This window comes from Pseudomonas sp. MD195_PC81_125, from assembly GCF_014060985.1.
GTDB lineage: Bacteria > Pseudomonadota > Gammaproteobacteria > Pseudomonadales > Pseudomonadaceae > Aquipseudomonas > Aquipseudomonas parakoreensis.
The window spans coordinates 13469-27679 of sequence record NZ_JABULD010000254.1 but is presented as its reverse complement, the minus strand read 5'-3'; the positions used below and the strand labels follow the sequence as shown (position 1 = coordinate 27679).

The 14211-nt window shown below is 61.4% G+C and carries 12 protein-coding genes and 2 pseudogenes; 7 read left to right on the top strand and 7 right to left on the bottom strand.

Features of this window, described 5'->3' with window-relative positions:
* A partial coding sequence (locus tag HT737_RS31190) for a hypothetical protein (protein WP_220459369.1) occupies positions 1-367 on the bottom strand: 367 nt, incomplete at its 3' end.
* A gap of 65 nt (positions 368-432) precedes the next feature.
* Here HT737_RS31190 and quiC point away from each other — a divergent pair.
* Together quiC and HT737_RS11210 are read left to right on the top strand one after the other, a co-directional pair.
* On the top strand, positions 433-2334 hold the full coding sequence (quiC, locus tag HT737_RS11215) for a 3-dehydroshikimate dehydratase QuiC (RefSeq protein WP_182402553.1): 1902 nt from the start codon (positions 433-435) through the stop codon (positions 2332-2334).
* 102 nt (positions 2335-2436) lie between these two features.
* A complete protein-coding gene (locus HT737_RS11210) occupies positions 2437-3114 on the top strand; it encodes a TetR family transcriptional regulator (RefSeq protein ID WP_007963740.1) in 678 nt (225 codons plus the stop codon).
* 89 nt (positions 3115-3203) lie between these two features.
* On the opposite strand, the pseudogene HT737_RS11205 reads toward HT737_RS11210, so the two are convergent.
* The 4 genes and pseudogenes from HT737_RS11205 to HT737_RS11190 all read right to left on the bottom strand — a co-directional run.
* Positions 3204-4049: pseudogene (locus tag HT737_RS11205) on the bottom strand (shikimate dehydrogenase); the annotation flags it as partial.
* A complete protein-coding gene (gene aroQ / locus HT737_RS11200) occupies positions 4031-4495 on the bottom strand; it encodes a type II 3-dehydroquinate dehydratase (RefSeq protein WP_182402551.1) in 465 nt (154 codons plus the stop codon). The pseudogene HT737_RS11205 and the gene aroQ, both read right to left, overlap by 19 nt.
* A gap of 271 nt (positions 4496-4766) precedes the next feature.
* Positions 4767-5846: a tRNA (uridine(54)-C5)-methyltransferase TrmA gene (gene trmA, locus HT737_RS11195; protein WP_047296710.1), complete on the bottom strand. Its 1080-nt coding sequence runs from the start codon at positions 5844-5846 to the stop codon at positions 4767-4769.
* A complete protein-coding gene (locus HT737_RS11190; RefSeq protein WP_047296708.1) occupies positions 5843-7138 on the bottom strand; it encodes an NCS2 family permease in 1296 nt (431 codons plus the stop codon). Before HT737_RS11190 ends, trmA begins: the two co-directional genes overlap by 4 nt.
* 224 nt (positions 7139-7362) lie before the next feature.
* On the opposite strand from HT737_RS11190, the gene HT737_RS11185 reads away from it, so the two are divergent.
* A complete protein-coding gene (locus HT737_RS11185) occupies positions 7363-7812 on the top strand; it encodes a DUF4879 domain-containing protein (RefSeq protein ID WP_182402549.1) in 450 nt (149 codons plus the stop codon).
* A 66-nt stretch (positions 7813-7878) separates the two neighbouring features.
* Complete coding sequence (locus tag HT737_RS11180; RefSeq protein ID WP_182402547.1) at positions 7879-8430, top strand: DJ-1 family glyoxalase III; 552 nt, start codon at positions 7879-7881, stop codon at positions 8428-8430.
* Positions 8431-8436: 6 nt separating this feature from the next.
* Here HT737_RS11180 and HT737_RS11175 read toward each other — a convergent pair whose 3' ends face one another.
* A complete protein-coding gene (locus HT737_RS11175) occupies positions 8437-9675 on the bottom strand; it encodes an MFS transporter (protein ID WP_182402545.1) in 1239 nt (412 codons plus the stop codon).
* 545 nt (positions 9676-10220) lie between these two features.
* Between HT737_RS11175 and HT737_RS11170 the strand changes: the two genes are divergently transcribed.
* The 3 genes from HT737_RS11170 to HT737_RS11160 all read left to right on the top strand — a co-directional run bounded on the left by HT737_RS11170 (position 10221) and on the right by HT737_RS11160 (position 12926).
* A complete protein-coding gene (locus HT737_RS11170) occupies positions 10221-11663 on the top strand; it encodes a cytochrome ubiquinol oxidase subunit I (protein ID WP_041065206.1) in 1443 nt (480 codons plus the stop codon).
* Between the two features lie 3 nt (positions 11664-11666).
* Positions 11667-12674, top strand: coding sequence for a cytochrome d ubiquinol oxidase subunit II (cydB, locus tag HT737_RS11165; protein ID WP_007963753.1), 1008 nt, complete (start codon positions 11667-11669; stop codon positions 12672-12674).
* Positions 12675-12758: 84 nt separating this feature from the next.
* Positions 12759-12926: a DUF2474 domain-containing protein gene (locus HT737_RS11160; protein ID WP_080963309.1), complete on the top strand. Its 168-nt coding sequence runs from the start codon at positions 12759-12761 to the stop codon at positions 12924-12926.
* A 76-nt stretch (positions 12927-13002) separates the two neighbouring features.
* Here the strand turns inward: HT737_RS11160 and HT737_RS11155 are convergent.
* Positions 13003-14128: pseudogene (locus tag HT737_RS11155) on the bottom strand (methyltransferase).
* Positions 14129-14211: the final 83 nt, after the last annotated feature.

The following is a 14211-nucleotide window of genomic DNA, read 5'->3' as shown; positions in this document are numbered from 1 at the left end:
GCCGCGGATCTTGTCGCCGATGCCACCCGTGGCAGTGCTCATGGCCGGAGCCATGCGGGAAGTCTGTGAAGGAATCATTGTTCCACCCGTTTTTGAATTTGTTATGTGGTGTTGTTTGCACGCACTGCGACCGAAGGTTCATATCCGGACTCAATGTGGAGTCGATGGTGGGCAGTGGACGAAAAATCGTCAATTCGTCGAAACGCCATAGTGTTCGATAATCGCACGCAAAACTAACCGGCTGGTACACTTTAAATTGCTGTGCGCAGTCATGCAGCCAATAATTTCCCCACGATAAAAAACATCCGGTGTAGGAGCTGCCGAAGGCTGCGATCTTTTTGAATTTGCTTTTCAGGATCAGGATCAAAAGATCGCAGCCTTTCGGCAGCTCCTACCTTAAAGATAAGCGCGGCGAAGTCCGGGAGTAGAAACATGCAGCGTTCCATTGCCACCGTTTCCCTGAGCGGCACCCTGCCGGAAAAGCTCGAAGCCATTGCCGCCGCCGGGTTCGACGGGGTCGAGATTTTCGAGAACGATCTTCTGTATTACGACGGCAGCCCGCGGGAAATCAGGCAGATGTGCGCTGACCTGGGGATCGCTATCACGCTGTTCCAGCCGTTTCGCGACTTCGAGGGCTGCCGGCGTGATCGGCTGGCGCGCAATCTGGAGCGGGCCGAGCGCAAGTTCGATTTGATGCAGGAACTGGGCACCGATCTGGTGTTGGTCTGCAGCAACGCCTCGGCGGACAGCATCGGCGATCAACAGATTCTCGTCGATGACCTGCTCCTGCTGGCCGAACGGGCCGGCGCGCGCGGGTTGCGCATCGGTTATGAAGCGCTGGCCTGGGGCCGGCACGTCAATACGTATCAACAGGTCTGGGACATCGTCCGTCAGGCCGATCATCCGGCGCTTGGCGTGCTGCTCGACAGCTTTCACACCTTGTCATTGAAAGGCGATCCAAGCGCGATCGCCGACATTCCCGGCGACAAGATCTTCTTCGTACAAATGGCCGACGCGCCGATCCTCGCCATGGATGTGCTGGAGTGGAGCCGGCATTTCCGCTGCTTCCCGGGGCAGGGTGAGTTCGATCTGCCCGGCTTCCTCGCACCGATCATCCAGAGCGGTTACACCGGTCCGTTGTCGCTGGAAATTTTCAACGACGGCTTCCGCGCCGCACCACCACGGGCGAATGCCGCCGATGGTCTGCGTTCGCTGCTGTACCTGGAAGAGAAGACCCGTCAGCGGCTGGAGCAGCAACCGACGCCGGTGGCCAACCGCGAAATCCTCTTCGAAACGCCACCGGCCAGCGAGTACAACGGCATTGAGTTTCTGGAGTTCGCTGTCGACGAAAGCCTCGGCGCCAAACTGAGCAACTGGCTGGAGCGCCTGGGCTTCGTCAAGGCCGGGCAGCACCGCTCCAAGAGCGTGAGCCTGTTGCGTCAGGGCGATATCAACCTGATCCTCAACGCCGAACCGTATTCGTTCGGCCACAGTTTCTTTGAGGCGCACGGCCCGTCGCTGTGCGCCACTGCCGTGCGGGTCAAGGACAGCGCCAGCGCCCTGGCCCGCGCCGTCGCCTATAAGGGCCAGCCCTATCGCGGTCTGGTCGGCCCCAACGAACTGGAACTGGCCGCGGTGCGCGCGCCGGACGGCAGCCTGATTTATCTGGTGGATGAAGCGGCGGATGTCTATGGCACCGACTTCAATCTGCTGCCGAACGCTCAGGCCCGTGGCGGCCTCAAGCGCATCGATCACATGGCGATGGCACTGCCGGCCGACAGCCTCGACAGTTGGGTGCTGTTCTACAAGAGCCTGCTGGATTTCGAGGCCGACGATGAGGTGGTACTGCCCGATCCGTACGGGCTGGTGAAGAGCCGCGCGTTGCGCAGCCGTGACAGTTCGATCCGCTTGCCGCTGAACATCTCGGAGAACCGCAATACCGCGATCTCCCATGCGCTGTCGAGTTATCGCGGCTCGGGTGTGCATCACATCGCCTTCGATTGTGACGACATCTTCGCTGAAGTCAGTCGCGCCAAAGAGGCGGGGGTGCCGTTGCTGGATATTCCGCTCAACTATTACGACGACCTCGCTGCGCGCTTCGATTTCGACGATGAATTCCTCAGCGAACTGGCGTACTACAACGTGCTCTACGACCGCGATGCCCAGGGCGGTGAGCTGTTCCACGTTTATACCGAGCCGTTCGAGGGGCGCTTCTTCTTCGAGATCATCCAGCGTAAAAACGGCTATGCCGGTTATGGTGCGGCGAACGTCGCGGTACGTCTGGCGGCGATGGCCAAATCACGCAGCGGCGCGGTGCGCCAGGCGAAGTTGTAGGAATTTCGTAAACGCGGGATTAAACACGGGCCGAGTGGCTTCCTTCACTGTGCAGCGCGGCCCATAATCGCCCACCTGTGCAGTGATGGCCGTGAGCCCGCAATGACAATGACTTCAGAACTCCCCGCCGCTCCCGTCGAATCCGGCATCGAGCCGCGCAAGAGTCGCAAGAACAACCCGGAAAAGACCCGCGAGAACATCCTGCAGGAGGCGATCGTCGAGTTCGTCCAGCAGGGTTTGTCCGGTGCCCGCGTTGACGCGATCGCCGAGCGTATCCATACCTCCAAACGCATGATCTATTACTACTTCGGCAGTAAGGAGCAGTTGTACGTCGAGGTGTTGGAGAAGCTTTACGGCGATATCCGCAGCACCGAAAACCGCCTGCACCTGGCCGAGTTGCCGCCGGTGGTGGCGATTCGCCGACTGGTGGAATTTACCTTTGATCACCACGACCGCAACGTCGATTTCGTGCGCATCGTCTGCATCGAAAACATCCACAACGCCGAATTCGTGAAGCGTTCCGATGCGATCAAGGCGATGAACAATACGATCCTCGATTCGCTGGGCGAGATTTTGCGCCGCGGTGCTGAAGAAGGGGTGTTCCGCGCCGGGCTCGACGCGCTGGATGTGCACTTGCTGATCAGCTCGTTCTGCTTCTACCGCGTCTCGAACCGCCACACGTTCGGTGAGATCTTTCAGATCGACCTGCCGGACGAAAGCATCAAGCAGCGTCATCGCGAGATGATCTGCGAGTCGGTGTTGCGCTACTTGCAGCCCTGACAAGCAAAAGATCGCAGCCTTCGGCAGCTCCTACACAAGGCCCTGTGGGAGCTGCCGAAGGCTGCGATCTTTTGATCTTTTAAAACGTTCATGCTTTGAAAATGCGCCAGCATGCGCTGCGCATCCGGCACCACGCCGCTGAACAGCTCAAACGCCTTCACCGCTTGAAACACCGCCATGTTGCCGCCGTCCAGCGTGCGGCAGCCCAAGGCGCGGGCGTTGCGCAGCAGTTCGGTTTCCAGCGGGAAGTACACGATCTCCGCGACCCACAATTGCTTGCGCAGCAACTCCACCGGCACGGGCATGCCCGGCAGTTTGGCCATGCCCATCGGCGTGGTGTTCACCAGACCATCGGCCTGATTCAGCGTACTCGGCAGATCGCGCCCGGCCACCGCGCGACCTGAGCCGAAATGCTGGTTGAGGTTGTTCGCCAGACTCTCGGCGCGCTCGCGGTCGACGTCGAAAATACTCAGTTGCTGTACGCCTTCGCTCAACAGCGCATGGGCCACCGCCGCGCCTGCGCCACCGGCACCCATCTGCACGACACGCTCACGGGCGACATCTTGCAAGCCGCGACGAAAACCTTCGGCAAAACCCAGGCAATCAGTGTTGTGGCCGATGCGTTTGCCATCCTTGAGCACCACGGTGTTGACCGCGCCGATGCCGCGGGCTTCCGGCGACAGTTCGTCGAGCAGCGGGATGATCGCCTGCTTGCACGGGAAGGTGATGTTCAGGCCGGTGTAGTTCATTCGTTCGGCGGCTTGCAGCAAGTCGGGCAGGGCATTGCTGTCGAGTTGCAACTGATCGAGGTCGATCAGCCGATACAGATAGCGCAAGCCTTGGGCATCGCCTTCGTGTTCATGCAGGGCTGGCGTGCGCGAGGCTTGAATGCCCGCACCGATCAGGCCAGCCAGTATTACCGGTTTACGGGGCATGCTGCGCGCCCCTTCAGTCGCTGACTGAAATGCTCCAGAGCCAGGCGATAGCCATGGCTGCCGAAGCCGCACATCACCGCCGTGGCGATGGCCGAGACGAACGAGTGATGGCGGAACGGCTCGCGGGCATGCACGTTGGACAGGTGCACTTCAATTACCGGCAACTCACTGGCGACCAAGGCGTCGCGGATCGCCACCGAGGTGTGCGTCCAGGCCGCCGGGTTGATCACGATCCCGGCGCAACGGCCGCGTGCCGCGTGAATCCAGTCGAGCAATTCGCCTTCGTGATTGGTCTGGCGAAACTCCACGGCCAGGCCGAATTCTTCGGCGGCGCGCCCGCACAGGGCAGAGATATCGGCCAGGGTTTCGTGACCGTAGGTTGCCGGTTCACGGGTGCCGAGCAGGTTCAGGTTCGGGCCGTTGAGCACCAGAACGATAGGGGGCATGGGGGCAAACTCCACTTATTGTTTTTGGCTTGGGCTGAGGGTTTCAGCCTGTGGAGGTAAAATGTACCAGATGGTTACCTTGGTCAATTGAACGGCGATGCCCTTGGCGCTTAGTGTTCGTTAATCGCACAAAACAAAAGATCGCAGCCTGCGGCAGCTCCTACAGGAGGACCGCATTCCAGAGGTAGGAGCTGCCGCAGGCTGCGATCTTTTGTGGCGTCCACAAAAAAGCCGTCAATCACGACGGCTTTCTCGCATCTGGCATTGGCCATCAACGCCGGGTCAGCAACACCCCGGACTCCATGTGATGCGTCCACGGGAACTGATCGAACATCGCGCAGCGGCTGATGCGGTGCGTGTCGTGCAGTTGGGCGATGTTGGCCGCCAGGGTTTGCGGGTTGCAGGAGATGTACAGGATGTTGTCAAAGCGCCGCGTCAGCTCGCAGGTGTCCGGGTCCATGCCGGCGCGCGGCGGGTCGACGAATACGCTGCCGAACTCGTAGCTCTTCAGGTCGATGCCCTGCAGGCGACGGAACGGGCGCACTTCGTTGAGTGCTTCGGTCAGCTCTTCGGCGGACAGCCGCACCAGCGTGACGTTATCCACAGCGTTTTCGCTGAGGTTGCTCAGTGCGGCGTTGACCGAGGTCTTGCTGATCTCGGTGGCCAGCACGTTGCGCACGCGGGTGGCGAGCGGCAGGGTGAAGTTGCCGTTGCCGCAATACAGCTCCAGCAGATCGTCAGGACGATCGCCCAGTGCTTCGTAGGCCCAGTTGAGCATCTTCTGGTTCACCGTGCCGTTGGGCTGGGTGAACGCGCCTTCCGGCTGACGGTAGCTGAAGGTGCGACCGCCGACGTCGAGTTTCTCCACCACGTAATCGTGGCCGATCACTTCGCGCTTGCCCTTGGAACGCCCGATGACGCTGACGTTGAGATCAGCCGCCAACTTCGACGCGGCCGCATGCCAGTGCTCGTCCAGCGGACGGTGATAGCACAGGGTAATCATCGCGTCGCCGGCCAGAGTGGTCAGGAATTCCACCTGGAACAGCTTGTGGCTCAGCGCCGCGCTGGCTTGCCACGCCGCCTTGAGCTGCGGCATCAACTGGTTGATGCGCAGGCTGGCAATCGGGAACTCTTCGATCAGGATCGGCGTGCGTTTGTCGTCCTGGGAGAACATCGCGTAGTGCCGTTCGCCGGCCTCGCGCCACAGGCGAAATTCTGCGCGCAGGCGGAAGTTCTGCAGCGGCGAGTCGAACACGGTTGGCTCTGGCGCATCGAACGGGGCCAGCAGGTCACGCAAACGCGTGACCTTGTCTTCGAGCTGAGTGGCGTAGGCCTGGGAATCGAATGTCATGCGTTGAACCAACCCAACTTGATCACGAACAGAATCGACAGAATCACCAGCGCCGGGTTCAGCTCACGGGCGCGACCCGACAGCAGTTTGATCACGGTCCAGGCGATGAAACCGAAGGCGATGCCGTTGGCGATCGAGTAAGTGAACGGCATCGCCAACGCGGTGACCACGACCGGTGCGGCAACGGTGATGTCTTCCCAGTCTATTTCCGCCAGGCCCGAGGTCATCAGCACGGCGACGAACAGCAGCGCCGGTGCGGTGGCGAACGCCGGAACGCTGGCCGCCAGTGGCGAGAAGAACAGCGCCAACAGGAACAGGATCGCCACAACGATCGCTGTCAGACCGGTACGGCCGCCGGCACTCACGCCCGCAGCGGATTCGATGTAGCTGGTGGTGGTCGAAGTACCCAGCAGCGAACCGGCCATCGCCGCGGTGCTGTCGGCGATCAGTGCACGACCCATTTTCGGCATGTGGCCGTCCTTGCCCATCAGGCCTGCGCGCTTGGCGACGCCGATCAGGGTGCCGGAGTTGTCGAACAGGTCGACGAACAGGAAGGCGAAGATCACGCTGACCAGACCGATGTCCAGGGCGCCCTTGATGTCCAGTTGCATGAAGGTCGGGGCCAGCGAAGGTGGCATCGAGGTCACGCCGCCGAACGGGGTGAAGCCCATGGCGATGGAAATGATGGTCACCGCCAGAATGCCGATCAGCACCGCGCCGCGCACTTTCAGTGCTTCGAGAGCGACGATCAGGGCGAAGCCGAGCGTGGCGAGGATCGGCGCCGGGGCTTTCAGGTCACCGAGGCCGACCATGGTCGCCGGGTTGCTGACCACGATACCGGCGTTGTGCAGGGCGATCAGCGCCAGGAACAGGCCAATACCGGCGGCAATCGCCGAGCGCAGGGGCAGCGGGATGCTGTTGATGATCCATTCGCGGATGCGGAAGATCGACAGCAGGAAGAAGCACACCGCCGAGATGAACACCGCGCCCAGCGCCACTTGCCAAGTGTGGCCCATGTGCAGCACCACGGTGTAAGTGAAGAAGGCGTTCAGGCCCATGCCCGGGGCGAGGGCGATCGGGTAGTTGGCGATCAGGCCCATGATGGTCGAGCCGATGGCGGCTGCCAGACAGGTGGCGACGAACACCGCGCCTTTGTCCATGCCGGTCTCGCCGAGAATGCTCGGGTTGACGAACAGAATGTAGGCCATGGCCAGGAAAGTCGTGACGCCCGCCAGAATCTCGGTCCGCACGTTGGTGTTGTGTGCCTTGAGTTGAAACAGCCTTTCCAGCATGTCTGCTCCCCGTGGCGCGCGTGGCGCCGTGAATGTATCGACCTCAACAGCAAAGCACAGACCGTCGCAAGCGCCTGGGAATTTGTGGTGGGCCGGAAAAAGCCGCGCATCATACCAGCAGCGTGAGGAATATGGCGGTTGTTGGTACCGAACGTCGTCGAAGTTTTGTAGCAGGGTTATCTGCGCCATACTGCGCGCTGAATTTTTCGGGGAAACGCGATCACATGGGCAAGCGCTGGATGCAGGCTTTCGGGTTAGTGGCAGGGCTGATGGCCGGGTCGACGGCGGTGCTGGCAGCCTCGGCGCCACCGTTGACTGAGGTGAAAGTGATCAAGGTCCAGTCGCCGGCCTGTGGCCTGGAAGACATTGGCGATAACCAGCCGCAAACCCAATGTAATCACAGCGGGCCGAGTATCAAGGTGTATGTCCTGGAAATCGGCTATGGCCAGAACCAGCCACACGCCACGCTGGACGGTTTTGAAGTGAATGGCACCCGCGCTCCGGTGTGCGCTTTCGATACCGGCAATCTGACCGAATGCACCCCCGGCAGCAAAACGGTCGGCTCGCTGTATACCTTCGATCTGGCGGGCAAGCAGGAAGGCACGTTCAGCTTCAGCAACACCTCGATCAACGCACCACGCAACACGATGTCGACCCAGCTTTACATCAAGTAACGGCTGTCAGCAAACAGGCAGGGCAAAGCTGACTACGCTTTAAAGATCACTCAGCGGATAGCGCCCATGACCTTTAGAGCCCTGATTACCCTCGCCGAGGGCATCGATGATCTGCACAGCGTGACCCTGATCGACGTGCTGCGCCGCGCCGGCATTGAAGTGGTGGCGGCCAGCATCGGAGGCCGGCGCATGCTGACCTGCGCACGCGGTACGCGCCTGACGGCGGACGGCATGCTGGTCGATGTACTGGCGCAGACGTTTGACCTGATCGTCCTGCCCGGCGGGGTTGTCGGTTCTCAACATTTGGCGGCGCATCAGCCGCTGCAACAATTGCTCAAGGACCAGGCCAGCGCCGGACGCCTGTTCGCCGCCATCGCCGAAGCCCCGGCCATCGCCCTGCAAGCCGCTGGCGTATTACGCCAGCGACGCATGACCTGCCTGCCAAGTGTCAGTCACCAGCTGTCGGGCTGTACGTTTGTTGATCAACCGGTGGTGGTCGACGGCAATTGCATCACCGCCCAGGGCTCCGGCGCCGCACTGGCGTTTGCCCTGACGCTGGTGGAGCAACTTGGTGGCAAGGCGTTGCGGGCGAAAGTGGCGGGGGAGATGTTGGTGTGACGATCCTCAGACCTTCACCTCTTCCACCGGCACATGCATCCGGTCGCGTTTGGCCAGGGTCGGGAACAGTTTGATCCACGTCCCGGTGACCACCAGCGTGCCGATCCCGCCCATCACTACAGCCGGGACGGTGCCGAACCAGTGCGCGGTGAGGCCGGATTCGAATTCGCCGAGCTGATTCGAGGCGCCGATGAACAGGCCGTTCACCGCACTGACCCGGCCGCGCATTTCGTCCGGGGTTTCCAGTTGCACGAAGGAGGCGCGGATCACCATGCTGATCATGTCCGCCGCGCCGAGCACCACCAGCACCGCCAGTGAGAACCAGAACGAGGTCGACAGGCCGAAGGCGATGGTCGCCACGCCGAAGACGCCGACGGCGGTGAACATCACGCGACCGACATTGCGCTCGACGGCGAATCGCGCCAGAAACAGCGACATCCCCAGCGCGCCGACCGCCGGCGCCGAACGCAGCAGGCCCAGGCCCCACGGCCCGGTGAGCAGAATGTCCTTGGCGAACACCGGCAGCAACGCGGTGGCGCCGCCGAGCAGCACGGCGAACAAGTCCAGCGAGATCGCTCCGAGAATGTCCGGGCGGCTGCGAATGAAACGGATGCCCGCCAGCAACGAGTCGAGCGTGGCTTTGCCTTTGTTCAGTGGCGTCTGTCGCGTGGGCAGGTTGAGCATCAAGGTGCAGGCGATGACGTAAAGCAACACCGTCGGGCCGTAGACCCAGACACTGCCAAACGCGTAAAGCAAGCCACCGAGGGCCGGGGCGACGATGGTGGCTGACTGTTGAGCCGATTGCGCTGCGGCGACCGCCCGTGGAAACAGGGCGCTGGGCACGATACTTGGCAGCAGCGCCTGAGTAGTCGGCAGCTCGAAGGAGCGCGCGCCGCCGAGCAGGAAGGCGAGGATGAAGATCATTTCCCGGGTGATGTGATCGGTGGCGCTGCCGATGGCCAGCGCCAGGGCAATCAACGCCTGCAACGACTGACAGATCGCCGCGACCCGGCGCCGGTCATAGCGGTCGGCGACGTGACCGGTGTGCAGCATGAACAGCACCCGTGGCGCGAATTCCACCAAACCGACCAGACCCAGGTCGAGCACGTTGCCGGTCAACTGATACAGATTCCAGCCGATCGCCACCGTGAGCATCTGAAAGCCACTGGCGGTGAAGATCCGGGCGAACCAGAACGCGAGAAACGGACGATGGTGACGTAACAGCAGGGGCTCTTGGCTGGGCATCTGAAGGCAGGTCTGGCACGGGGCGGAACGGTGAGGTTATCACCAGTCTGTAACAGGAAGTTGCCATGACGAAAAATTTAGTTAGCCAGACATCTATCTCCGGACTGGATGCCGATCCCCCTGTGGCGAGGGGATTCATCCCCGATCGACTGCGTAGCAGTCGTAAAAACTGCCGACACGACCAAAAGGCAGTGTGTATTGGAGGGGGGGCTGCTTCGCCGCCCATCGGGGATGAATCCCCTCCCTACAGGTCGTGCCGCTCTGGGGGATGTATTTCAGAGCGTTGCCCAGGCGCTGAGGCAACTTGTCACGCGGCAAACGACCACGCCGTTCTTCGTCGGAAATGGGACTACTCTTTTAACGTTGCTTGATCCAGATCAAGACCCTCTCGGGCCATGGTCTGGTGGCCCGACGGCCAGACTCCCTGCGTTGCGATGGTTATTAAAAAAGAACGAATCAGAATTCGCCGCACTCGATATCCGTGGGGGCAGTAGGTGCAGGGGCCACAAGCCCCATCGCCGGTATTACCTGACAGAGGAAGACTTATGTTCGGTTTAGAGGCGCTCGATCTCGCCCGAATTCAGTTCGCATTCACCATCTCGTTCCACATCCTGTTCCCGGCCATCACCATTGGTCTGGCGAGCTACCTGGCGGTGCTCGAAGGGCTGTGGTTGAAAACCCATAACGACACTTACCGAGACCTGTACCACTTCTGGTCGAAGATCTTTGCCGTCAACTTCGGCATGGGTGTGGTCTCTGGTCTGGTCATGGCCTACCAGTTTGGTACCAACTGGAGCCGTTTCTCGGACTTCGCCGGTTCCGTCACCGGACCGTTGCTGACCTATGAGGTGCTCACGGCGTTCTTCCTTGAGGCCGGTTTCCTCGGGGTGATGCTGTTCGGCTGGAACAAGGTCGGACGAAAACTGCACTTTTTCTCCACGGTGATGGTGGCGATCGGCACGCTGATCTCGACGTTCTGGATTCTCGCGTCCAACAGCTGGATGCAGACGCCGCAAGGCTTCGAGATCGTCAACGGTCAAGTGATCCCGACCGACTGGCTGGCCATCGTGTTCAACCCGTCGTTCCCGTATCGCCTGATGCACATGGCGACGGCGGCGTTCGTCGCCACGGCGTTCTTCGTCGGCTCGTCGGCGGCCTGGCACTTGCTGCGCGGCAGGGACAACCCGGCGATCCGCACCATGCTGTCGATGGCGATGTGGATGGCACTGATCGTCGCGCCGATCCAGGCGGTGATCGGCGACTTCCACGGCCTCAACACCCTTGAGCACCAGCCGGCGAAAATCGCCGCGATCGAAGGCCATTGGGAGAATAAAGGCAACGAAGCGACCCCGTTGATCCTGTTCGGCTGGCCGGACATGAAAGAAGAGAAAACCAAATTCGCCGTGGAGATCCCGTACCTCGGCAGCCTGATCCTGACCCACTCGCTGGACAAGCAGGTGCCGGCGCTCAAGGAGTTCCCGCCTGAAGACCGGCCGAACTCGACCATCGTGTTCTGGTCGTTCCGGGTCATGGTCGGCCTCGGTTTCCTGATGATCTTTACCGGTCTGTGGAGCCTGTGGCTGCGCAAGCGCGACACGCTCTACACCTCGCGCCCGTTCCTGTATCTGGCGTTGTGGATGGGGCCGTCCGGCCTGATCGCGATCCTCGCCGGCTGGTTCACCACCGAGATCGGTCGCCAGCCGTGGGTGGTCTACGGGCTGATGCGCACGGCGGATGCTTCGTCCAATCACAGCTTCATGCAGATGAGCATCACCCTGATCATGTTCGTCGTGGTGTATTTCGCGCTGTTCGGTGCGGGACTCGGCTACATGATGCGTCTGGTGCGCAAAGGGCCGAAAACCGACGAAGGCAAGGAGACCAACGAAGGTGGTCCTGGCCAGAAACGCACACCGGCGCGGCCGTTGTCCGCCGCCGATGACGAAGGCGCCGACGCTGACTCGCCGCGCAGCCTGGAAAAGGAGATTTGACTCATGGGTATTGATCTTCCGCTGATCTGGGCCGTGATCATCATCTTCGGCATCATGATGTACGTGGTCATGGACGGTTTCGACCTGGGGATCGGGATTCTCTTTCCGTTCATCCCGGGCAAGACCGACCGTGACGTGATGATGAACACTGTCGCCCCGGTGTGGGACGGCAATGAAACCTGGCTGGTATTGGGCGGCGCGGCGTTGTTTGGCGCGTTCCCGCTGGCCTATTCGGTGGTGCTGTCGGCGCTGTACCTGCCGCTGATCTTCATGCTGATCGGCCTGATTTTCCGCGGCGTGGCGTTCGAGTTCCGCTTCAAGGCCAAGGACGACAAACGTCACCTGTGGGACAAGGCGTTCATCGGCGGCTCGGTGGCGGCGACGTTCTTTCAGGGCGTGGCACTCGGGGCATTCATCGACGGTTTGCCGGTGGTCAATCGGCAATACGCCGGCGGTTCACTGGACTGGCTGACACCGTTCACCCTGTTCTGCGGCGCCGCGCTGGTGGTGGCCTATGCCTTGCTCGGTTGTACCTGGTTGATCATGAAGACCGAAGGCAAGTTGCAGGAGCAGATGCACAACCTGGCGCGGCCGCTGGCATTCGTGCTGCTGGCCGTAATCGGTATCGTCAGCCTGTGGACGCCGCTGGCGCATCCGGAAATTGCCACTCGCTGGTTCAGCATGCCGAATCTGTTCTGGTTCATGCCGGTGCCGATTCTGGTGCTGGTCACCCTGTACGGGCTCATCCGCGCGGTGGCACGCAACGCCAACTACATGCCGTTCCTGCTGACCCTGGTGTTGATTTTCCTCGGTTACAGCGGTCTGGGCATCAGCCTGTGGCCGAACATCGTGCCGCCGTCGATCTCGATCTGGGACGCCGCCGCACCGCCGCAAAGCCAGGGCTTCATGCTGGTCGGTACGCTGTTCATCATCCCGTTCATCCTGGGTTACACCTTCTGGAGCTACTACGTGTTCCGCGGCAAGGTCACCCATGAAGACGGTTACCACTAGACTGCCGCCCCGCACACCTGTGGGAGCGAGCCTGCTCGCGATGGCGTCCCTGGCGACGTCATCGCCTGATGGAGGAACGATGCAATGAACGGCAAACATTCCCTGCACGAGATTGAAGAAGCCGAAAAAAAGCCGCTGTGGCAGCGGCTCGGCTGGTTGGCCCTGATCTGGATCGGTAGCGTCGGCGCGCTGTTCATTGCCGCCAGTCTGATGCGCCTGTTCATGAGCGCGGCCGGCCTGACCACACACTGAGACATCCCGTCCCGTCGCCCTTGGGCACGGTTTTATGACCCTCTGTACCGCGGAGGGTTTTTTTTTGCCTGATGCTTTACTTGCGGGCTTTGAGAATCACGAATTTCGGCGTGGCCGCCACTTGCTCAACGCCACGGAACAGCCGCGCCAGCTTGCTGTGATAACCCAGGTGCCGGTTGCCGACGATGTACAACGCACCGCCCACCACCAGTGCCTCGCGGGCCTGCTGGAACATGCGCCAGGCGAGGAAATCGCCGACCACTTGCTGTTGATGGAACGGCGGATTGCACAGCACCACGTCCAGCGATTGCGGCTCCTGCCCGGCCAGACCATCGCCGGCGCGCACGATCACTTCGCGTTCGCCGAGCGCGGCGCGCCAGTTCTCCGCAGCCGATTGCACGGCCATGAACGATTCGTCGACCAGCGTGTAGTGTGCGTCAGGGTTGCGCAGTGCGCTGGCGATGGCCAGTACGCCGTTCCCGCAGCCAAGGTCGGCGACCCGGGCGCTGCCAAGGTTTTTGGGCAGGTGCGGGAGAAAGGCCCGGGTGCCGATATCCAGACCTTCACGGCAGAACACGTTGGCGTGGTTGAGCAATTCGATGGCCGGCTCGTCGAGCTGGTAGCGCGACGGGTAGGGCGAGGTCGCCGGGGCTTTGGCTTCGGGTGTCGCGATCAGCAGGCGAGCCTTTTTTTACCGCCAGTGAAGCGTGTACCGGGCCAATGTAACGCTCCAGCAGATCACCGGCGGCGCGCGGCAAGTGTTTGACCATGGCCGCTGCCACCACATCGGCGCCGGGGGCCAGTTGCCCTTGCAGACGGATCAGTTGCTCTTCCAGCAGTGCGAGCGTCTTGGGGACGCGGATCAACACCTTGTCGAACGGCCCGACCAACGGCTCACTCGCCGCAATCCCTCGCACGGCATCAAATGCCAGGCCGTTGCGTACCAGGTTCTTTTCCAGACCCTGGAACGCGAGAAACGAATCGCCGCTGCTGCTGACCTGAACCTTGCCCGCCAGACTCGCTGCCAAGGCCCCGAAGCTGTCATTGAGTACCAATACCCGAGTGTCTGCCGCCGGTTGTTGCGCGGCCAGATGATTGAGCAGGTACTCGTCAGCCGCATCGAACGCTTGCAGCGGTTCATTCTGCTGCTCAGGCTGGCGAATCAGGTCGAGTTGGGCGAAGGGCGTGTCGAGCAAAGGCATGGGGCGGGGACTCTGATTAATCAACGGGTGGCCCGCTGCCTTGGGCATAGCGCGGCGGGACCGTCCGAGTGGACTGCGGCGTG

Excerpts from the sequence above, each read along its gene's own strand:
- HT737_RS11175 (WP_182402545.1), bottom strand. The coding sequence starts at position 9,675 with ATGCCCAGCCAAGAGCCCCTGCTGTTACGTCACCATCGTCCGTTTCTC.
- HT737_RS11185 (WP_182402549.1), top strand. The coding sequence starts at position 7,363 with ATGGGCAAGCGCTGGATGCAGGCTTTCGGGTTAGTGGCAGGGCTGATG.
- HT737_RS11190 (WP_047296708.1), bottom strand. The coding sequence starts at position 7,138 with ATGCTGGAAAGGCTGTTTCAACTCAAGGCACACAACACCAACGTGCGG.
- aroQ (WP_182402551.1), bottom strand. The coding sequence starts at position 4,495 with ATGCCCCCTATCGTTCTGGTGCTCAACGGCCCGAACCTGAACCTGCTC.
- HT737_RS11160 (WP_080963309.1), top strand. The coding sequence starts at position 12,759 with ATGAACGGCAAACATTCCCTGCACGAGATTGAAGAAGCCGAAAAAAAG.
- HT737_RS11170 (WP_041065206.1), top strand. The coding sequence starts at position 10,221 with ATGTTCGGTTTAGAGGCGCTCGATCTCGCCCGAATTCAGTTCGCATTC.
- quiC (WP_182402553.1), top strand. The coding sequence starts at position 433 with ATGCAGCGTTCCATTGCCACCGTTTCCCTGAGCGGCACCCTGCCGGAA.
- cydB (WP_007963753.1), top strand. The coding sequence starts at position 11,667 with ATGGGTATTGATCTTCCGCTGATCTGGGCCGTGATCATCATCTTCGGC.
- trmA (WP_047296710.1), bottom strand. The coding sequence starts at position 5,846 with ATGACATTCGATTCCCAGGCCTACGCCACTCAGCTCGAAGACAAGGTC.
- HT737_RS11210 (WP_007963740.1), top strand. The coding sequence starts at position 2,437 with ATGACAATGACTTCAGAACTCCCCGCCGCTCCCGTCGAATCCGGCATC.
- HT737_RS11180 (WP_182402547.1), top strand. The coding sequence starts at position 7,879 with ATGACCTTTAGAGCCCTGATTACCCTCGCCGAGGGCATCGATGATCTG.